Origin of the sequence: Microbacterium sp. str. 'China' (genome assembly GCF_002993305.1) — a bacterium.
In the GTDB taxonomy this organism is placed as follows: Bacteria; Actinomycetota; Actinomycetes; order Actinomycetales; family Microbacteriaceae; genus Microbacterium; species Microbacterium paraoxydans.
In genome coordinates, this window is the sequence record NZ_CP027434.1 from 799,880 (window position 1) to 819,179 (window position 19,300).

18 protein-coding genes are annotated in these 19,300 nt (G+C 70.8%); 13 read left to right on the forward strand and 5 right to left on the reverse strand.

All coding sequences use genetic code 11. The features are described from left to right. The first annotated feature begins 121 nt into the window (after window positions 1-121). Genes C6C15_RS03815 through C6C15_RS03830 form a run of 4 tightly spaced genes read left to right on the forward strand, consistent with a single transcriptional unit; the run spans window position 122 to window position 3,587 of the window. On the forward strand, window positions 122-883 hold the full coding sequence (locus C6C15_RS03815; protein ID WP_105950749.1) for an ABC transporter ATP-binding protein: 762 nt from the start codon (window positions 122-124) through the stop codon (window positions 881-883). Further along, a complete protein-coding gene (locus C6C15_RS03820) occupies window positions 880-2,340 on the forward strand; it encodes an ABC transporter permease (protein WP_105949312.1) in 1,461 nt (486 codons plus the stop codon). The genes C6C15_RS03815 and C6C15_RS03820 overlap by 4 nt, the downstream gene beginning before the upstream one ends. Before the next feature lie 18 nt (window positions 2,341-2,358). Then, window positions 2,359-3,018, forward strand: a complete 660-nt coding sequence (locus C6C15_RS03825) for a 2-phosphosulfolactate phosphatase (protein WP_105949313.1) — start codon at window positions 2,359-2,361, stop codon at window positions 3,016-3,018. Between the two features lie 26 nt (window positions 3,019-3,044). After that, window positions 3,045-3,587: a DUF3054 domain-containing protein gene (locus C6C15_RS03830; protein WP_105949314.1), complete on the forward strand. Its 543-nt coding sequence runs from the start codon at window positions 3,045-3,047 to the stop codon at window positions 3,585-3,587. Window positions 3,588-3,618: 31 nt separating this feature from the next. Here C6C15_RS03830 and C6C15_RS03835 read toward each other — a convergent pair whose 3' ends face one another. The 4 genes from C6C15_RS03835 to C6C15_RS03850 all read right to left on the reverse strand — a co-directional run bounded on the left by C6C15_RS03835 (window position 3,619) and on the right by C6C15_RS03850 (window position 6,926). After that, on the reverse strand, window positions 3,619-4,107 hold the full coding sequence (locus tag C6C15_RS03835) for a SprT-like domain-containing protein (RefSeq protein ID WP_060922339.1): 489 nt from the start codon (window positions 4,105-4,107) through the stop codon (window positions 3,619-3,621). 44 nt (window positions 4,108-4,151) lie between these two features. Continuing rightward, window positions 4,152-4,679: a hypothetical protein gene (locus tag C6C15_RS03840; protein ID WP_105949315.1), complete on the reverse strand. Its 528-nt coding sequence runs from the start codon at window positions 4,677-4,679 to the stop codon at window positions 4,152-4,154. Window positions 4,680-4,760: 81 nt separating this feature from the next. Continuing rightward, window positions 4,761-5,621, reverse strand: coding sequence for a spermidine synthase (locus tag C6C15_RS03845; RefSeq protein ID WP_105949316.1), 861 nt, complete (start codon window positions 5,619-5,621; stop codon window positions 4,761-4,763). 30 nt (window positions 5,622-5,651) lie between these two features. After that, entirely contained in the window at window positions 5,652-6,926 is a 1,275-nt protein-coding gene (locus C6C15_RS03850) for an LCP family protein (RefSeq protein WP_105949317.1), read from the reverse strand. 147 nt (window positions 6,927-7,073) lie between these two features. Here C6C15_RS03850 and C6C15_RS03855 point away from each other — a divergent pair, with 147 nt between their 5' ends. The 5 genes from C6C15_RS03855 to C6C15_RS03875 are packed head-to-tail and all read left to right on the forward strand — an operon-like array spanning window position 7,074 to window position 12,578. Next, window positions 7,074-8,363, forward strand: coding sequence for a sugar ABC transporter substrate-binding protein (locus tag C6C15_RS03855; RefSeq protein ID WP_105949318.1), 1,290 nt, complete (start codon window positions 7,074-7,076; stop codon window positions 8,361-8,363). Between the two features lie 15 nt (window positions 8,364-8,378). Further along, window positions 8,379-9,353 (forward strand): carbohydrate ABC transporter permease, encoded by a 975-nt coding sequence (locus C6C15_RS03860; protein WP_105949319.1) that lies wholly within the window; start codon window positions 8,379-8,381, stop codon window positions 9,351-9,353. After that, complete coding sequence (locus tag C6C15_RS03865; RefSeq protein ID WP_025104419.1) at window positions 9,350-10,183, forward strand: carbohydrate ABC transporter permease; 834 nt, start codon at window positions 9,350-9,352, stop codon at window positions 10,181-10,183. The genes C6C15_RS03860 and C6C15_RS03865 overlap by 4 nt, the downstream gene beginning before the upstream one ends. Further along, window positions 10,180-11,688: a glycoside hydrolase family 3 protein gene (locus C6C15_RS03870; RefSeq protein WP_105949320.1), complete on the forward strand. Its 1,509-nt coding sequence runs from the start codon at window positions 10,180-10,182 to the stop codon at window positions 11,686-11,688. Before C6C15_RS03865 ends, C6C15_RS03870 begins: the two co-directional genes overlap by 4 nt. Before the next feature lie 14 nt (window positions 11,689-11,702). Next, a complete protein-coding gene (locus tag C6C15_RS03875) occupies window positions 11,703-12,578 on the forward strand; it encodes a MurR/RpiR family transcriptional regulator (RefSeq protein WP_025104417.1) in 876 nt (291 codons plus the stop codon). 12 nt (window positions 12,579-12,590) lie between these two features. On the opposite strand, the gene C6C15_RS03880 is transcribed toward C6C15_RS03875, so the two are convergent. Further along, window positions 12,591-13,511 carry a sugar kinase gene (locus C6C15_RS03880; protein ID WP_060922595.1) on the reverse strand — a complete coding sequence of 307 codons (921 nt, stop codon included), beginning with the start codon at window positions 13,509-13,511 and terminating at the stop codon, window positions 12,591-12,593. Window positions 13,512-13,678: 167 nt separating this feature from the next. Between C6C15_RS03880 and C6C15_RS03885 the strand changes: the two genes are divergently transcribed. From C6C15_RS03885 to C6C15_RS03900, 4 genes are all read left to right on the forward strand, one after another. Further along, entirely contained in the window at window positions 13,679-15,352 is a 1,674-nt protein-coding gene (locus tag C6C15_RS03885; RefSeq protein WP_105949321.1) for an ABC transporter substrate-binding protein, read from the forward strand. Between the two features lie 83 nt (window positions 15,353-15,435). After that, on the forward strand, window positions 15,436-16,440 hold the full coding sequence (locus C6C15_RS03890; protein ID WP_060922593.1) for an ABC transporter permease: 1,005 nt from the start codon (window positions 15,436-15,438) through the stop codon (window positions 16,438-16,440). A 34-nt stretch (window positions 16,441-16,474) separates the two neighbouring features. Beyond that, window positions 16,475-17,440, forward strand: coding sequence for an ABC transporter permease (locus tag C6C15_RS03895; RefSeq protein WP_025104413.1), 966 nt, complete (start codon window positions 16,475-16,477; stop codon window positions 17,438-17,440). Further along, window positions 17,437-19,173: an ABC transporter ATP-binding protein gene (locus C6C15_RS03900; protein ID WP_105949322.1), complete on the forward strand. Its 1,737-nt coding sequence runs from the start codon at window positions 17,437-17,439 to the stop codon at window positions 19,171-19,173. Before C6C15_RS03895 ends, C6C15_RS03900 begins: the two co-directional genes overlap by 4 nt. Window positions 19,174-19,300: the final 127 nt, after the last annotated feature.

Genomic DNA, 19,300 nt, shown 5'->3' on the forward strand with positions numbered 1-19,300 from the left:
TAGAGGGGTGGGAGGCACGCAAGGGGGTGGGTCGGGAGGACGCGGGATCATCCTCCCGATGTAGCGGGATGCTCCCGGCGGGCGACGCGGGGGCCGGGGGCGCGGAAATAGCGTCGTGGACATGGAGATCACGACCACCGACCTCGGGCTCGCCGCCCGCGTCCAGCACCTGAAGAAGACCTACGGTTCGGGCGAGGGCACCGTCCGCGCGCTCGACGATGTGAGCGTCGGCATCCGCCGCGGACAGTTCACCGCCATCATGGGTCCGTCCGGATCCGGCAAATCCACCCTCATGCACATCATGGCCGGCCTCGACAGTCCGACGGAGGGGCGGGCGTGGATCGGCGACACCGAGATCACGGGTCTCGGCGACCTCGACCTCACCATCCTGCGCCGCCGCCGCGTCGGGTTCATCTTCCAGGCGTTCAACCTCGTCCCCACGCTCGACGCCCTCGGCAACATCCTGCTGCCGTTCGAGCTCGACGGCCGCCGCCCCAGCGCCATCGAGCGGGCACGGATCGACGGCCTCATCGAGACGCTCGGCCTCGGCAAGCGCCTCGGCCACCGGCCGCACCAGCTCTCGGGCGGACAGCAGCAGCGCGTCGCCATCGCCAGAGCCCTCGCCACCGCCCCCGACCTCGTGTTCGCGGACGAACCCACGGGCAACCTCGACTCCCAGACCGGACGGGAGGTGCTGCGCCTGCTCGCGGCCGCCAGCCGGGAGCACGGCCAGTCCATCGCGATGGTCACGCACGACGTGATCGCGGCCAGCCACGCCGACCGGGTGCTCTACCTCGGCGACGGCCGGATCGTCGCGGACCACCCGCGGCAGACCGCGGAGCAGATCTCGGCCTACATGCTCGCCGCGGAGGTGTCGGCATGACCGCGCTCGCCACGGTCGTCCCGGAGACGCGGACGACCGGACCCCGGCTGGCCTGGCTCCGCGACCGCGGCATGGGCGCGAGCGTCCTCGTCGCGGCGCTGTCCTCGGCGTTCGGCGTCTTCCTCGTCGAGATCACGGCCTACATCGGCGCCGTCCTCCAGGCCGATCCGTTCATCGGCGACAGCGGCACGCTCGCGGTCGTCGTCGCGATCCTGTCGGTGCTGCTCACCGCCGTCGCGATGTACGTGGCCGCGATCGTCACGGCGAACACGTTCTCGACGATCATCGCGGGACGCACCCGGCAGATCGCGCTCATGCGTCTCATCGGGGCGACGGCGCGTGCGCAGCGGGCGGAGGTCGGCCGGCAGGGCCTCGTCGTCGGGCTCCTCGGCGCAGGGCTCGGCCTTCTCGCCGGATTGCTCCTCTCTGCGGCGGCCGTCCAGCTCGGCGGACAGCTCGTCGCCACCTCACCGTCGTCCTTCTCGCTCGCCCAGCCCGCTCTCGCCCTCCCGGCGGTCGGTGTCGCGCTCACCACCTGGGCGGCCGCCTGGGTGGGTTCGCGTCGCGTGCTCGCGGTGACGCCGCTGCAGGCTCTGGGCGGCGCCGTCGAGCGCACCCGTGACGAGGTCTCCGGGCGGAAGGGCCGCCATGTCGGGGCCTGGGTGCTGCTGATCTCCGGCGCGGCTCTGCTCGCCGGCGGCGTCGTCCTCGGACTCGTCACACCGCTCGGTGTCGTGGTCGCGTTCTTCGGCGGCATCCTCTCCTTCACCGGGCTGGCCCTGGGGTCCGTGCTGTTCATGCCGCCGGTGCTCCGGCTCGTGGGGCGCCTCTTCGGCTCGAGCGCGACCGCACGTCTCGCGGCCGAGAACGCCCTGCGGTACCCGGAGCGGTCGTCGCGGATGGCCATCGGCGTCGTCATGGGCGTGACCCTGGTGACCATGTTCGCGGTGGCGCTGGAGTCGTCGAAGCGCCTGATGACCAGCCAGACCACGGAGGAGATCCCGGCCGAGTTTTTCGCGCCGTACGACGCCTTCGCGGCCATCATGATGGTGCTCGTCGCGGTGTCGGCCGTGATCGCGGCCGTCGGCCTCGTCAACCTCCTGACCATCGGCGTCGTGCAGCGGCGCCGCGAGCTCGGACTGCTGCGCTCGATCGGTCTGTCCAACCGCCAGGTGCGCCGCATGGTGCTGCTGGAGGCGACGCACATCACGGTGGCGGCGACCCTCACCGGTCTCGTGCTCGGGGTGCTGTACGGGTGGATCGCGGCGCAGTCGCTGCTCGGCTCCGTGCCCGTCCTTCCGGAGTTCACGCCCGCCGGGTTGATCGCCCCGCAGGTGCCGTGGCTCCCCGTGGTGATCATCGTCGCCGCGACCGCGCTGCTCACGCTCGTGGCCGCCGCGACGCCGACCCGACTGGCGACCAGGGTGGCTCCCGTCGAGGCGCTCGCGGCCGACTGACGGCTCTAGGCTGGACGGATGCCGTCGCCGTTCGATCAGTCCCCGTATCAGGTCCGACTCGACTGGGGGGTGTCCGGGCTCGCCCGTCTCGCCCCGGCCGATGTCGTCGTGGTGATCGACGTCCTCCGGTTCTCCTCGACGGTCGCCGATGCGGTGGCCGCGGGAGCGGAGGTCGAGCTGGCCGGAGCGCTCGACTGGTCGCGGAACGGGGCGGCGGTGGCGGCCGCCGCCCCGACCGGCGCCACGGTGCTGTTGGGAGCGATCCGCAACGCCGGTGCCGTGGCCAGGGCCGTGCAGGTGGAGCAGGAACGCCGCCAGGGTCGCACCTCGGTGGCGCTGATCCCGGCCGGCGAGCTCGATGCCGCGGGCGACCTGCGCGTCGCCGTGGAGGACCAGCTCGGGGCCGGAGCGATCGCCGCGGCGCTCACCGATCTCGGCATCGACCACACGGCCCCGGACGCCGCGGTGGCCGCAGAGGGCTTCCGCTCCCTGCGGCGTGCGCTGAAGCACCTGATCGGGGCGACGGGCTCCGGACGCGAGCTGCAGGCCGGTGTCCCGGCGACGGACCGGATCCGGGCTGCCGGACTGGTGCCGACGAGCACCGCCGACGCGGCCGTCCTGGATGCCGTGGACGCGGTCCCCGTTCTGCGCGACGGGCGGTTCACGCGCTTCGAGTGAGCACGCGATCCGCGTAGGGTCGAGGAATGAGGTTCCTCCCCGCTCTCCTCGTCGATGCCGTCCTCGTCCTCGTCTTCGCCGCCATCGGGCGCGCTTCCCACCAGGAGGACCCGGCAGGGTTCCTCCTCACGGCCTGGCCCTTCCTCGTGGCCCTGCTGCTGGGACACGCCGCCGCGCTGCTGCTCCCCGGACGGCCGCGTCGGCCGTGGTCGCTGCCGTGGGGCGCGGTGGTCTGGGCGGTGACGGTCGTCGCCGGGATGCTGCTGCGGCTGGTCAGCGGCGACACCGCGGAGCTGCCCTTCGTCATCGTGGCGACGCTCGTGCTCGGCGCGTTCCTGCTCGGCTGGCGTGGTCTCGCCGCGCTCGTCCGTCGACGCCGCAGCCCTCGCGAGACCGAGACCGAGAGCGGAACAGGACTTCCCGCGTCTGTCGACTCCGCGGCGGACCCGGACGCAGCCGCGGAGCCTGCTCCGACGGACGCTGACGCGGACGCGGAGGACGCCACGCCTGCCGAGGGGGACACCTCCGCTTCCGAGGAAAGGCCGCATTCCGGCGGCTCCTCCGACTGAAGCGGGAGCGGCGGCCCCGCTCCCTCGGCCCTCAGCGCGGAGCCTGCGCGGCGAGGCGGGCGTCGGTCGTGATCTCGCGACGCGTCCAGGCGAACAGGTGCTGGGCATCGAACGTGCGGGAGCAGCGGGCGCAGGACGTGGCCCGGCTCGGGCGGCGGTGTCGATACGTGACATGACCGGCCGGGCAGCGGCCCACCCACGGAGCGAGCTCGACGGCGGTCTCCCCGCGGTGCGTCGTGCCGCCGACATAGCCCAGGTCGCGGGCCACGCGCTTCCAGGTGGGGCCGTGGGCGGCCTGGTGCCCGGCGAGGGCGTGGGCCACCTCGTGCAGGAGCACCTGATGGATCTCGTCGTCCTCGAAGCGGGCGGCGAGATACCGCGATACGGTGATGCGCTTGCGTGTGTAGTCGCACTGGCCGGCGCGACGCTTGGCATGGTCGAAGTCGAACGACCAGCTGTCGTCGAGATGCAACCGGATCAGTGCCTCGCCCCAGACGCGCACGCGGTCAAGTTCCGCCATGCGCTCAGGCTAAGGCATGCCGCGGACACTCGGGCGCATCGGCGTCAGCCGGCGACGAGCTGTGCCGGACGACGGCGCTCCACGGCCTCGATGGCGAGGAGCACGGTCTCCAGCTCCCGGTCCTCCGCGCCGGACTCGCGCCGCAGGAACAGCGACTGCTTGAAGCTCTCCCGCGCGGTCTCGTAGTCCTCGGCGTCGTAGGCGTTCTTGCCGTGGTGCTGATAGGCGAAAGCGGCGATCGACAGCCAGCGCTGCCCCTCCGCCTCCGCGGCGCAGGTCGCCAGCTCCTGCTCGGCCGCGGCGTATGCGCCCCGGTACTGCAGGATCGTCGCGTGCAGCACACGGGCGCGGAGCACGTCCTTGCGGGTGCCGGCCATCCGGGCCTGCCGCACGGCTTCGTCGGCGAGCGCGAGGGCGTCGTCGAGGCGTCCCAGCACCTTCAGCAGCCAGACCCGCTCCAGCAGGGCGGGAAGGCTGCGCTGCTCCTCGATCTCGGCCAGGCGTGCCGCGCACTCGTCGAGATCGACCTGTTCGCGGAGGCTCTCCTGGTCGTATCCCCGGATCAAACTCATTGCTCTCCTTCCGCGCGTCCCCGCACCTGTCCCCGTCCAGTCTGCCTGCCGCTTCCGCGCTCCTCGGGGCGGCGCGCCACGTCAGCGGAGGAACAGCGAGGCATCGGGTCGCGGGGACGCGACGGCGTCGGCGTCCGTGACGATCCGGGCGCCCTGGAGGAAGGCGCGGGCCTCGTCCCCCTGGGCGATCTTCGCGGGATGCGGACCCGCGGCGAGCATCCGCGGCAGCCACTCCGTCGGGAGAGGGGCGGCGGAGGCCGCCACCACGAGGTTGCCGAAGCGGCGGCCCTTGAGCACCTGGGTGTCGGCGAGGATCCCGATCTCGGGAAGGACCTCGGCGATGGTTGCGGCCTGTCGGCGGGCGAACGCGAGACCGGGACCGTCGGCGACGTTGACGAGCAGGACGCCGCCCGGCGCGAGCAGCGCGGCGAGCTCCCGGTAGAACTCCACGCTCGTGAGGTGAGCGGGCGTCTGCGCGCCCGAGTACACATCCGAGACGACGAGGTCGCAGGCGCTGTGCAGGGCCGCCGGAAGCTTACGGACCCCCTCCCTCGCATCGCCGATGCGCAGCCGGATGGCCGCCCCCTTGGGCAGCGGGAGGTGCTCGCGGACGAGCTGCACCAGCGGGGCCTCCAGCTCGATGACCTGCTGGCGTGACCCGGGGCGGGTCGCGTCGATGTACCGAGGGATGGTGAGGGCCCCGGCGCCGAGGTGCACCGCGGTGAGCGGACCGGGGCGGAGCTGGTCGATCACCGCCCCCATCCGCACGATGTACTCGAAGTGCAGGTGCGTGGGATCGTCGAGGTCGACGTGCGACTGCGGGGTGTCGTCCACGACGAGCTCGAAGCCGCTCGTGAACTCCGAGGGGACGATGCGGGCGAGACCACCGTGGTCGAGGCGGGCCTGCGGGTGCTCGGCGTCCCGTGATCGCGTCCGTCCCATGCTGTCGAGCCTACGCCGCGGGCGCGGTGGTCAGCGCTGGTTGCCCACCGCGCAGGTCTCCTGCTCGAGGGTCTGACCCGACACCTCCGGCGGGAGCGTCGCGCGCGCGTCCGGCGTGGCGCTCGCCTCGGGAGTGGATTCCGTCTCCGGCGTCTCCTGCGTCTCCGGCGCCGTGGGTGCGGGGGTGACCAATTCCACGCCGCGATGGGTCGTCACGTCGCCGGTGAGCTGCAGGGGGCGGCCGGCGCGCACCGCGTCCCACAGCGCGGCCGCGGCCTCCTCGTCCGGCACGACCTTGTCGTCGTCGAACGGGTCGACGACGTTCGGGTACTGCACGAACACGAAGTCGCTGAAGTTCACATCCTTGAGGGCGAGTGCGAGCTGGGCAAGGCGCAGCGGGTCGGCGAGCTCGTCGCTGGGATCGATGTTGTCGGCGATGGCGTTCGTCAGTCGAAGCACCTTGGGGATGTCGGTCAGAGTGTCCTCGCTGAGCACCTTCTTGGCCAGCCGCGACATGTACTGCTGCTGGTTGGAGATGCGCGCGAGGTCGCTCTCGTCCCCCACGCCGTGCCGGGTGCGGATGAACTGGAGGGCCTCCACGCCCGAGACCGTCCGCAGGCCCGCCGGCCAGTCGATGCCGGTGTGACGATCGCGGATGCCGTCGCCGGCGATGCAGACCTCGACGCCGCCGATCGCGTCGGTGACGGCCATGACACCGTCGAAGCTGATCTTGGCGGCGAACTCCACGGGGATGTCACCCAGTTCGCTCACGGTCTTCGCGATGCAGGAGAGGCCGGCGTGCTCGAACAGCGAGTTCATCGATGCCTTCTCCATCGCGGATGCGACGGAGCCGTCCTCACGGGTGCACTCCGGTACGGGGACGCCGAGGTCGCGGGGGAGCGAGACGACGGTCACGTTCCGGGGTGCGGCGGAGACGTGCACGAGGAGGTTCACGTCGTTCCGGCTGAGTCCGTCCGCCTCGGCGCAGCGCTCGTCGAAGAGTGCGGTGGCCTTCGGGCCGCACTCGTCCGTCCCCACGATGAGGAGGCTGAAGGCTTTGTCGTCGGGATACGCGCCGAGGGTGGGCGGGTCGACCTGCGGGGCGCCCTCCAGGGTGACGGCCCCGTCGCCCACGCGGTTGAACACGTCCCAGACGAGGAATCCCGCGACCGCCGCGGTGGAGACGAGGGCGACGGCGAGCCCGATCGCGAGGCCCCGCAGGACCCGAGAGGTCCGGCCGCGCGTCGACGGCGGTGCGTGCCGGGGGAGCGGAGGGCGGTCGGCGTCTGATCCACGGCGGGGCATGCGGGGAGCCTACCCCGGAGGCGTGATGTTACGGGGGTATGACGATTCTGGGAGGAACTTGCAGGGAATTAGTTAGTCGTGAATACTTTTTCCTATCCCCGGTACGCACCCGATGCACACCTGGACTTTCAAAGAGGAGATCCCCCCATGCACAAGCGCATTCTTCCGGCGGTGGCGCTCGGCGCCGCTGCCACGATCGCTCTGGCCGGCTGCGCCGGCGGCAGCGGCGACAACGGCTCGACCAATGGCGAGGGCCAGGAGCTGACGGTCTGGATCATGAAGGGGACCAACCCCGACGCGACCGCCTTCTACGACAAGGTCTCGGACGCCTTCGAGGAGGAGACCGGAGCGAAGGTCACCATCGAGGAGATCCAGTGGGCCGACGCCCACGACCGCTTCGTCACCTCGATCGCCGGTGGCACCACCCCGGACATCGCCGAGACCGGCACCACCTGGACTGCGGAGTTCGCCGACGCCGGCGCGCTCGAGCCGCTCGACGAGTACGTCGACGCCGAGGACGGCCTGCGCGACGACCTCGTCGAGGGCCTCGCCGTCGCCGGTACCTACGAGGACGAGCTGTACGGCATGCCGTGGTACGCGGGTGTCCGCTCCATCGTCTACCGCACCGACGTCTTCGAGGAGCTCGGTCTCGAGGCCCCGAAGACCTGGGACGACATCGTCGCCGCGGGTGAGGCCATCAAGGCCGCCAAGCCCGACATGCTGCCCTTCCCCGTCGCGGGTGACGCCGAGTTCCAGGTCTACCCCTGGGTCTGGGGCGCCGGCGGCGAGATCGCCACGAAGGACGGCGACACCTGGACCAGCGAGCTCGACAGCGCCGAGTCGCAGGCCGGCATCGAGTTCTACACGGGCCTGGCCACCGAGCACGGCTTCTCGTCGGCCGGTGCGACCACGTGGAAGGAGACCGACCTCCGGGACGCCTTCACGCAGGGCAACGTCGCGATGATGCTCTCCGGCTCCTGGACGCCGAACGCCCTCATCGAGGCCAACCCCGAGCTCGAGGGCAAGATCGGCGCCGCCGTGATCCCCGGCCAGGACGGCGGCATCGCTCCGTCCGTGCTCGGCGGCTCGCACCTGTCGGTGTTCAACACCACGAAGAACGCCGACCTCGCGTGGGAGTTCGTCAAGCTCATGACCACCGGTGAGTTCGCCGAGCAGTGGTCCGACGAGACCGGCTACTTCCCGGGCGTCCAGTCCGCGATGGAGGAGGCCCTTGCCTCGACCGACCCGCTCGTCGCTCCGTTCGCCGAGCAGATGGTCGACGGCGGCGCGTCCGTCCCGGTCACGCCGAACTTCGGCGCCGTGCAGGCGAAGAAGACCACCAACGCCATGATCCAGGCCATCCTCAGCGGGCAGAAGGACGTCGCGACCGCGACGAAGGACGCCGCCGCCGAGATGACCGAACTGCTCAACCAGTAAGGAACCATTCCTTCCATGTCGATGGTGCAAGCGCCACTGCCGGCCACGGAGGCGGAGCCCTCCTCCGCCTCCGTGGCCGGCGGCCGGAAGCGTCGCGGTCTCTCGATCGTCACGGCCCGCCCCTGGCTCCTCCTCGCCCCCGGGCTGATCATCCTCGCGGGGCTCATGCTCTGGCCGCTCGTGCAGGTGTTCCTCTACTCGCTGCAGGACTACGGTCTGCGCGAGATCAACACCGGTGAGAGCAACTGGATCGGGCTGGCCAACTACGCCGAGGCGCTCACCAATCCGACCCTGTGGACGGTGGTGCTCCCCAACACGGTCGGCTTCGCGGCCGTCGCGGTGTTCACCACCGTCGCACTCGGAACCCTCGTCGCGCTGCTGCTGGCGCGCCTGGGTACCGTGTGGCGCACCATCGTCTCCAGCTGCATCATGGTCGCGTGGGCGATGCCCGCCGTGACCGGCACGTACGTCTGGACCTTCATCTTCGATGCCGACCGCGGCATCTTCAACAGCGTCCTGCAGGACCTCGGCCTCATCGATGGCCAGGTCAACTGGTTCACCAACCAGTGGTCGTTCTACGCGATCGTGCTGCTGAACGTCGTCCACCACGGCTTCCCGTTCGTGGCCATCACCGTGCTCGCCGGGCTCCTGGGCGTCTCGAAGGAGATGCTCGAGGCGGCGGCGCTCGATGGGGCCGGCGCATGGCGCCGCTTCTGGAAGATCATCTTCCCGACGCTCAAGCCCGTCTTCTCCGTCGTCATCATCCTGTCGACGATCTGGGACTTCAAGGTCTTCGCGCAGGTCTACCTCATGCCCGGCGGCAGCGGCGGCAACCGCCAGGTGCTCAACCTCGGCGTGTGGTCGTACGTGGAGTCGTTCGGTCAGAACCGCTACGGATTCGGCGCCGCGCTGGCCGTGCTGCTGACCCTCGTGCTGATCGGCATCACGATCGTCTACATCCGCTCCCTCATGAAGGAGGACGAGCTGTGAACCCCCGCCCCAGGCTCCGGTCGCGCATCGGACTCGGCATCGGCGTCGCCGCCGTCCTCGTCTTCACCCTGTTCCCCGTCTACTGGATGGTCTCCAGCGCGTTCGACGCCAAGGCATCCAGCGGCGGGCAGTCGCTCCTCCCGCAGGAGTTCACGTGGGACAACTTCGCCTTCGTGCTCACCGAGGGCGGCTTCGGCACGTACCTGCGCAACTCGGCGATCGTCGCCCTCGTCACGGTGCTCGTCAGCGCCATCGTCTGCCTGCTCGCGGCGGTCGCCGTCGCGCGCTTCCGCTTCAAGTTCCGCACCACGGTGCTGATGATGATCCTCGTGGTGCAGATGGTGCCGCTCGAGGCACTCGTCATCCCGCTGTTCCTCCAGGTGAAGAGCCTCGGTCTGCTCAACAGCATCATCGGCCTCATGGTCGTCTACGTGGCGCTGTCGCTCGCGTTCGGCATCTGGATGCTGCGCGGCTTCGTCGCGGCCGTCCCGGTCGAGCTCGAGGAGGCCGCCTACATCGACGGCGCGAGCTGGTGGCGGATGTTCCGCTCGATCCTGCTGCCGCTCGTGATGCCCGGTCTCGTCGCGACGAGCATCTTCAGCTTCATCACGGCGTGGAACGAGTTCATCTTCGCCATGACGATCCTCGGCGCGCAGACCGACCAGTACACGGTCTCGATCGGCCTCAAGTCGTTCTTCGGCCTGTACTCCAACGACTGGGGCAGCATCATGGCCGCCTCGACGATCATCACCGTGCCCGTCATGATCTTCTTCGTCATCGTGCAGCGCCGGCTCTCCGCCGGCATGGTCGCGGGGGCGGTGAAGGGATGACCGACGAGCTCGAGCGCCTCGCGAACGGCGTGCTCTGGCCCGGATTCCTCGGCACCACGGCCCCCGCCTGGCTCGTGGAGGAGCTGCGCGAGGGCCTGGCCGGCGTCGTGTACTTCGGCCAGAACGTCGGCGAGGGACTGCCCGCGCTGAGCGCGCAGATCCTCGACGCCAACCCGGATGCCCTGATCGGTGTGGATGAGGAGGGCGGCAGCGTCACGCGCCTGGAGTCCGGGAGCGGCTCCACCCTCCCCGGTGCCGCGCAGCTCGGCGCCCTCGACGACGTCGTCGCATCGGAGCGGACCGGGTCGGAACTCGCCCGCCGCGTGCGCGCCGTCGGGGCGAACGTCGTGCTCGGTCCGGTCGCCGACGTCAACACCGACCCGCGCAACCCCGTGATCGGCGTGCGCTCGTTCGGGTCCGAGGAGGCGCTGGTGACGCGACACGTCGTCGCCACGGTCGACGGCATCCAGGACGGCGGGGTGGCTGCGTGCGTCAAGCACTTCCCCGGCCATGGCGACACCCACCTCGACTCCCACCACGCACTGCCCGAGATCGCGCTCGACGTCGCCGAGTACGAGCGCGTGCACCTCGAGCCGTTCCGCGCCGCCGTGGAGGCGGGGGTGGACGCGATCATGACCGCGCACATCGTCGTCCCCGCGTGGGGCGCGCAGCCGGCCACCCTCAACCCGCGCGTGCTCGGCATGCTTCGGGAGTGGGGCTTCCGGGGCGTCATCATCACCGACGCGCTGGACATGGCCGCGATCCGCGAGACCGTCGGACTCGGCGGGGGCGCCGCCCTCGCTCTGGCCGCCGGCGCCGACCTGCTGTGCATCGGCAACCCGACCAACCCCGGCGAGGCCGCTCTTCCCGACCAGGACCGGCGCGACTTCCTCGCCGCCCGTGACGGGATCGTCGCCGCGCTGCGGGACGGCTCGCTCTCCCGGGAGCGCGTCGAGGAGGCCGCCGCGCGGGTGTCGGCCCTCGCCACCCGGTTGCGCGCGAGCGCGACCTCGGACGAGGAGGCCGCCGCGTTCGACGCCGCCGAGATCGTCCGTCGGTCCGTGTCGCTCGCCGGCGCCGTCCCCGAGGCCGCGGAGGCCCTGGCGGTGATCGATGCCCGACGTCGCTCGACGCTCGCGGTGGACAGCGCCGCCTCGTACGTCGCGGAGGCGCTCGCGGGCGACGGCATCCGGGTGCGGCTCGACGTGGCCGCACGCCCCGTGGCCGAGCAGGACGCCGTGATCGACGAGGTCGCCGCGGCGACCGGCACGACGGTCGTCCTCGTGGATCGACCGGATGCCGAGCCGGCGCAGCGGGCGCTGATCGAGCGGACCGCGCTCCGAGACCCGGGTGCGGTCGTCGTGAACGTCGGCCTGCCCGTGCAGGAGCCGCTGCCGCTGCCGACCGTCGAGGTCGGCGCCGCCAGCCGGCTCGGCGCCCAGACCGCGCGGGACGCGATCCTCGGCCGGTTCCGGCCACGACAGAGGACGACCGCCACCGGTTGAGACGGGATCAGCGCATGGACGACGACGTTCTGGCCGTGGTGCGGCGCTCCCTCCCCAAGCTCAGCGCGGCGGAGGGACGCGTCGCCGAGAGGATCCTCGGAGACCCCACCCTCGTGGTGGACCTCGCGATCAACGATCTCGCGCAGCTCTGCCAGACCTCGCTGTCGACCGTCGCCCGCTTCGCGCAGTCGCTCGGCTACAGCGGCTACCGGGAGCTGAGGGTCGCCGTGGCGCGGGCGGTCACCCTGGCCCAGGCGCAGCAGGCCCGATTCGGACTCGACTCCACGGCGATCGACCGCGACGACGGCCCGGCCGCGATCGCCGCGAAGCTCGCTGCGCAGGAGATCGACGCGATCGAGAAGACGGCCAGGGCCCTGGATGCGGACGCCCTCGACCGGGTGGCGCGGGCGGTGGTCGTCGCCCGGCACATCGACCTGTTCGGGCAGGCGGCCTCGTCGCTGACGGCGCAGGATCTCCAGCTCAAGCTCTCCCGGATCGGCTGCTCCGTGACCCACTCGGCCGATCCGCATCTCGCGGTCACCGCGGCTGCATTGCGGTCCTCCGCGGATGTGGCGATCGCCTTCTCGCACGGCGGCGAGACGGCCGAGACGGTCCGCGCCCTGGAGGTCGCCCGGGCCGCGGGCGCCCTTGCCGTGGCCGTGACGAGCGCGGCCGACTCCCCGCTCGCGGCCCTCGCCGACGTCGTGCTCCTCAGCCAAGCCCAGGAGTCGCCGTTCCGGATGGCCGCCATGTCGAGCCGGATCGCGCAGCTCGCGCTCATCGACGTGCTCTTCGTGCGCATCGTGCAGCACCGGGGCGAGCACGTCGCGGTGTCCTTGCAGCGCACGCACGATGCGGTCCCGCCACGGCGCGGGCACCCCGCGGACTGAGCCGCCGCCTGCTCAGTCGACGTGGTCGCGCGTGCTGGCGATCGCGCGCGTCGCGATGCGGTGGGCGCGAGCCAGGCTTCCGTGCAGCGTCAGGCCGGTGAGGACGCCGGCGAGGAAGCCGGCGGCGAACGCGTCGCCCGCCCCGATCGTCTCCACGACCGGCGTATCGAGGGCATCGCTCGCGGCACGGTCGGCGCCGTCGAACGCCACGGCGCCGGAGGGGTCGGTCACGACCAGGTACCGCGGCTCGGGGAACAGCGTGCGCAGGTCGTCCGGCGCGCTCGTCCCGAACACGGCCTCGGCGTCGGGGCGGGTGCAGAACAGCACGTCGGCGCGGTGGGCGAGATCGGTGAGGACGGCACGTCCCTCGTCCTCCCGGCCCCGCCACAGCGCGGGGCGCCAGTTCAGATCGAAGCTGACGAGACGACCTGGTCGCGGGGCTGCGACCAGGGCCTCCTGGGCGGCGCGTGCGGAGGGCGAGAGTGCGGGCGTGATGCCGGAGGTGTGCACGAGGGCCGCCGCGGCGAGCAGGTCCACCGCCACGGACGACTCCAGCGACGCCGGCGACAGCGCCGCCGCGGCCGATCCGGCGCGGTAGTAGTGCATTGTCCCCTCCACGGCGCCGTCCGCCCGGGGTGAGAGCTCCTTGACGTAGATCCCCGTCGGTGCGACGGGGTCGACCTCCACGGCCCGATCGTCCACGCCGTGCGCACGGAGCTCGGCGGTGAGGAAGCGTCCGAAGCCGTCGTCGCCGACGCGGGACACGACCGCGGTGCGGATGCCCGCGGAGGCCAGCGCGATGGCGGTGTTCCACTCGGCCCCGGCGAGGGAGCGGTGGAACGTGCGGCAGGTCTCGAGCGGTCCGGCGGTGGCGGCGACGAGGGCGACCAGGCCCTCGCCCAGGCACACGACGCGGGGAGTGGTGTCCGGCACGTTCTGGACATTACCGGATCAGGAGCGGCCCCGCGTCGATACCGGATCGCAACCTCGGACTCTTGGCATCCGCCGGACCGCTGGGTACCTTCGAGGAATCACCGTCTCCGCGGCGACGATGCCCGGAGACGCGCAAGGAAGCGCCCGACAGGGAAGGTCATACACACATGCACCAGTCAGCCATGCCTCGGCGAGGACTCGCCGCCGTCACCGGAGCGACCATCGCCGCTCTCGCACTCGCCGGATGCGTCGCCAGCGAGCGCGGGGACAACGGGTCGGAAGGATCGGGTGACGTCGACGGCACCTTCGTCTTCGCCGCCTCGTCGGATCCCGCGAGCCTCGACCCGGCGTTCGCGCAGGACGGCGAGACCTTCCGCGTCTCCCGCCAGATCTTCGAGGGTCTGGTGGGCACGGAGCCCGGCACGGCCGACCCGGCGCCGCTGCTGGCGGAGTCGTGGGAGTCGTCCGAGGACGGCATGTCCCACACCTTCGCGCTGAAGGAGGGCGTGACCTTCCAGGACGGCACGCCGTTCAACGCCGAGGCCGTCTGCGCCAACTTCGACCGCTGGTACAACTGGACCGGTCTCGCCGCCTCCGAGGCCTTCGGCTACTACTACAACAAGCTCTTCAAGGGCTACGCCTCCAACCCGGAGGACGCGGTCTACAAGTCCTGCACGCCCGACGGCGAGAACTCCGTCACGATCGAGCTGAACAAGCCGTTCGCCGGCTTCATCGCCTCGCTGTCGCTCCCGGCCTTCGGCATGCAGAGCCCCTCGGCCATGCAGGAGTTCGGCGCGGACGAGGTCGGCGGCACCGCCGAGGCCCCGCAGCTGTCCGAGTACGCCATGGGCCACCCGGTCGGCACAGGCCCCTACCAGTTCGAGGAGTGGGCGCCGGGCGAGCAGGTCAAGCTCAAGGCCTACGGCGACTACTGGGGCGAGGCCGGACAGATCGACGAGATCATCTTCCGCACCATCGACGACCCGACGGCGCGTCGCCAGGCGCTCGAGTCGGGCTCCATCGACGGCTACGACCTCGTGGGCCCCGCCGACACGAAGGCCCTGGAGGAGGACGACTTCACCATGGTGTCGCGTCCCCCGTTCACGATCCTCTACCTCGCCTTCAACCAGGCCATCCCGGAGCTGCAGGACCCGAAGGTGCGTGAGGCGCTGTCCTACGCGATCGACAAGGACGCCCTGATCAGCCAGGTCCTCCCCGAGGGCACCGAGAAGGCGACGCAGTTCGTCCCGCCGGTGGTCAACGGCTACAACGACGAGGTCACGACCTACGACTACGACCCGGAGAAGGCCAAGGAGTTGCTCGCGGAGGCCGGCTACGACGAGGCCAACCCGCTGGCGCTGGACTTCAACTACCCGGTCAACGTCTCGCGGCCGTACATGCCGGACCCCGAGCAGATCTACACCGTCCTGTCGTCGCAGCTCTCCGAGGTCGGCGTGGAGACCACCCCGGTCTCCGAGGAGTGGGTCGAGTACCTCGACCGCACCACCGGCACTTCCGACCACGGCATCCACCTGCTGGGCTGGACCGGCGACTACAACGACACCGACAACTTCGTCGGCGTGTTCTTCGGCCAGAAGAGCTCCGAGTGGGGCTTCGACAACCCGGAGCTGTTCCAGGCGCTGACCGAGGCGCGCGGGGTCTCCAACCTCGACGACCAGACGGCGCTCTACGAGGACATCAACGAGATGGTCGCGGAGTTCATCCCCGGTGTCCCGCTCGCGCACCCCGCGCCGACGCTCGCCTTCGACCCGCGCGTCGAGAGCTACCCCGCCAGCCCGGTGAACGACGAGGTCTTCACGGACATCGTCCTCACGAAGTAGGCCTGACCATTTGATATGCCGAGCCCCGGTTCCGCTCTCGCGGGACCGGGGCACGGCGTACCTTCTGATCGACGGAGAACTCTGTGCTGCGCACCATCGGCAGGCGACTGCTGTTCCTCATCCCCACCCTGTTCGGGCTCAGCATCCTGCTGTTCGCCTGGGTCAGGGCCCTCCCCGGCGGCCCCGCTGTCGCCCTCCTCGGCGAGAAGGCCACCCCGGAGGCCATCGCCAGGGTCAACGAGCTCTACGGCTTCAACAAGCCCCTCATCGAGCAGTACTTCATCTGGGTCACCCGGCTGCTGCAGGGCGACTTCGGCACGTCCATCCAGACCAACCGGCCGGTCACGGAGGAGTTCCTCCGCCGCTTCCCCGCGACGATCGAGCTGAGCGTCGCGGCGCTCATCTTCGCGATCGGCGTCGGCATCCCGCTCGGATACTGGGCTGCCCGTCGCCACGGCAAGTTCACCGATCACGCGTCGGTCGTGCTGAGCCTCATCGGCATCACGATCCCGGTCTTCTTCCTGGCCTTCATCCTCAAGTACGTCTTCGCCGTGCAGCTGGGGTGGCTGCCCTCGGACGGTCGGCAGGATCCCCGGATCGATGCCACCCATCCCACGGGGTTCTACGTCTGGGACGGCATCATCACGGGGGAGTTCGACGCCGCGTGGGATGCGATCCTCCATCTGATCCTCCCGGCGCTCGCCCTCGGCACCATCCCGCTCGCGATCATCGTCCGCATCACCAGGGCGAGCGTGCTGGAGGTGCAGAACGCCGACTACGTGCGCACGGGACGGGCGAAGGGCGTGGGCTCGGCGACGCTGCGCAGCCGGTTCATCCTCCGGAACGCCATGCTCCCCGTCATCACGACGATCGGCCTGCAGACCGGACTGCTCATCTCCGGGGCGGTGCTCACCGAGACGGTCTTCGCCTTCCCCGGCATCGGGTCGTTCCTGGCGCGGGCCATCTTCACGCGCGACTTCCCGGTGCTGCAGGGGTTCATCATCTTCATCGCGATCGCCTACGCCCTCATCAACCTGGCCGTGGACGTGTCGTACAGCTTCATCGATCCGAGAGTGAGAGTGCAGTGATGTCCTCCTCCCTCATCCGAAAGGAGGCGCTCGCATGAGCATCGCCCTCCCTCCCGCACAGGGGCCGTCCGCCGAGAGCGGCGGGAGCATCGACACCGTCGCCATCGCCCAGGCCGACCTCAAGGAGAGCGGCGGCGGGTTCTGGCGGGACGTGTTCCGCCGGCTCCGCCGCAATCCGACGGCGTGGATCGGCGCCGTCATCGTGCTCCTCTTCCTCCTCGTCGCGGTGCTCGCGCCGGTCCTCGCCCCGTACCCGGAGACCGCGCTCCCCGGGGCGAAGGAGATCACGCCGACGCACATCCCCGGCCCGGGGGAGCTGCCGCAGTTCCCCCTCGGTCTGGATCGGTTCGGCGGCGACGTGCTGTCCAAGCTCATCTGGGGCGCCCAGGCGTCGCTGCTGATCGGCGTGGTCTCCACCGCGATGGGTCTCGTCGGCGGCATGATCCTCGGGCTCCTCGCCGGCACGTTCGGCGGCTGGGTCGACACCGTCATCATGCGCGTCGTCGACATCATCCTCTCGGTGCCGAACCTCCTGCTGGCGGTGTCGATCGCCGCGATCCTCGGACAGACGCCGTACGCCGTGATGATCGCCATCGGGGCCTCCCAGGTGCCGATCTTCGCGCGCCTGCTGCGGGCGTCCATGCTCCAGCAGCGCTCCAGCGACTACGTGCTCTCGGCGCAGACGCTCGGTCTCGGCCGCGGCCGGATCACGATGTCGCACGTCCTCCCGAACGCGATCGGGCCCGTGATCGTGCAGGGCACCCTGACCCTCGCGACCGCCGTGATCGATGCGGCGGCGCTGTCGTTCCTCGGTCTCGGCGGCGGCGGCCCCGCGACGGCCGAGTGGGGCCGCATGCTCACGTACGCGCAGGCGGAGCTGGCGATCGCCCCGTGGCTGGCGTTCCTCCCCGGCATCTGCATCGCCGTCACCGCGCTCGGCTTCACCCTGCTCGGTGAGGCGCTGCGTGAGGCCATGGACCCGAGGACGAGGGCACGATGAACATCCGCGACGAGGGCGCCGTGCGCGCCGCGAAGGAGAACGGCATGGCGGACGAGCCCCTGCTGTCGGTCGAGGGCCTGGCGGTGGACTTCGCCACCATGGACGGCGTCGTGCACGCCGTCGAGGGCGTCGACCTCGAGATCCGCCCGGGGGAGACCGTGGCGATCGTCGGCGAGTCCGGTTCCGGCAAGTCGACCACCGCGATGGCGATCATCGGGCTGCTCGCGGGCGGGGGGAAGGTGGCCGCCGGCAGCATCAAGCTCGACGGGCGCGACATCTCCCGTGCCTCCGAGAACGAGCTGCGATCGATCCGAGGACGGGACATCGGCCTGGTGCCGCAGGACCCCATGTCGAACCTCAACCCGGTCGCGAAGATCGGCACCCAGGTCGCCGAGACGCTTCTCGCCCACGGCCTCGCCACCCGGCAGAACGTGCAGGCCAAGGTCGTCGAGGCGCTGACCGCCGCCGGTCTTCCTGATCCGGAGCGTCGGGCCAAGCAGTACCCGCACGAGTTCTCCGGCGGCATGCGCCAGCGGGCGCTCATCGCCATCGGGCTGGCGTGCAAGCCGCGGCTGCTCATCGCCGACGAGCCCACCAGCGCCCTGGACGTGACGGTGCAGCAGACCATCCTCGACCAGATCGGCGAGATGACGAGGGAGCTGGGGACGGCCGTGCTCCTCATCACGCACGACCTCGGGCTCGCCGCCGAGCGGGCCGAGCGGGTGATCGTGATGCACCGCGGCAAGGTCGTGGAGCAGGGCCCCGCGCGGCGGATCCTCGAGGACCCGCAGCACCCGTACACCCAGTCGCTGGTGAAGGCGGCGCCGTCGGTGGCGGTGGCGCGGCTGCGCCCCGAGGCCTTCGTCCGCGACGCGTCGACAGGCCCAGCGGGCGCTTCGACAGGCTCAGCGACCCACGAGGGGCCTGGGTCCCTGAGCTCGTCGAAGGGCAACATCGTCGAGATCGAGAACCTCACGAAGGTGTACCCCGTGCGTGGCAAGCACGAGGACTTCGTCGCCGTCGACGACGTCTCGCTCGCGATCCCGCGCGGGGAGACCGTCGCGATCGTGGGGGAGTCCGGATCGGGCAAGACCACGACCGCGCGCATGCTGCTCAAGGTGATCGAGCCCACGAGCGGCCTCATCCGCTACGAGGGCAAGGACATCTCGACGCTGAGCCGTGCGGAGACGAAGGACTTCCGGCAGCGGGTGCAGCCGATCTTCCAGGATCCGTACTCCAGCCTGAACCCCATGTTCACGATCGAGCGCCTGATCGCGGAGCCGCTGGAGTTCTACAAGCGGGGGAGCGGGGCGGACCGGCGCAAGCGCGTGCGACAGCTCCTGGACGACGTCGCGCTGCCGCAGTCGATGCTGCGGCGCTACCCGTCCGAGCTGTCCGGCGGGCAGCGTCAGCGGGTGGCGATCGCGCGGGCCCTGGCCCTCTCGCCGGATCTCATCGTGTGCGACGAGCCCGTGTCGGCACTCGACGTGCTCGTGCAGGACCAGATCCTGCGGCTGCTCGGCGACCTCCAGCGCGAGTACGGGCTGAGCTACCTGTTCATCTCGCACGACCTCGCGGTGGTGCGGCTCATCAGCGACTACGTGTGCGTGATGAAGGACGGGAAGCTCGTGGAGGCCGCGTCGTCGGAGGAGATCTTCACGAACCCCCGTGACCCCTACACGCGCCGCCTCCTCGCCTCGATCCCCGGCAACGAGCTCAACATCGCCTCCTGACCGTCGCCGAGCCGACCTGACCCGAGACCCCGGTTTCGCGTCGAAACCCCGCCCTGCCTTCGCGGCGAGGGCGGGGTTTCGGCGCGCAGGCGGGGTCTCGGCGGTCCCATTACCGCAGCATCGAAGA